This window comes from Pallidibacillus pasinlerensis (genome assembly GCF_009996845.1).
Lineage (GTDB): Bacteria > Bacillota > Bacilli > Bacillales > Caldibacillaceae > Pallidibacillus > Pallidibacillus pasinlerensis.
This window is the reverse complement of sequence record NZ_JAACYS010000173.1, coordinates 1-346: the sequence shown is the minus strand read 5'-3', so window position 1 is coordinate 346 and position 346 is coordinate 1. Positions and strand designations below refer to the sequence as shown.

The window sequence follows — 346 nt, the reverse complement described above, 5'->3', positions numbered from 1 at the left end:
TATTTAAACTGGATTAGTTTCAAAAATAAATAAAAAACCTTAGGATTCACCTAAGGTTGAATAAGCATATGTATGAATTTAGGAATATGGCGGTCCGGACGGGACTCGAACCCGCGACCTCCTGCGTGACAGGCAGGCATTCTAACCAACTGAACTACCGGACCAATGTTTATTATGTATGTTTATAAAAACAAAAAAATAATGCGACCTGGCAACGTCCTACTTTCGCAAAGGGAAATCCTTCACTACCATCGGCGCTGAGAAGCTTAACTTCCGTGTTCGGGATGGGAACGGGTGTGACCTTCTCACCATCGTCACCAGACCAATTTCTAGTTAGAGAACATCG

1 tRNA gene and 1 rRNA gene are annotated in these 346 nt (G+C 42.8%); both read right to left on the bottom strand.

The annotated features are described in order from the left end of the window. Window positions 1-87: 87 nt before the first annotated feature. Window positions 88-164, bottom strand: a tRNA-Asp gene (locus tag GW534_RS16075). A 42-nt stretch (window positions 165-206) separates the two neighbouring features. Beyond that, window positions 207-322, bottom strand: a 5S ribosomal RNA gene (rrf, locus tag GW534_RS16070). Window positions 323-346: the final 24 nt, after the last annotated feature.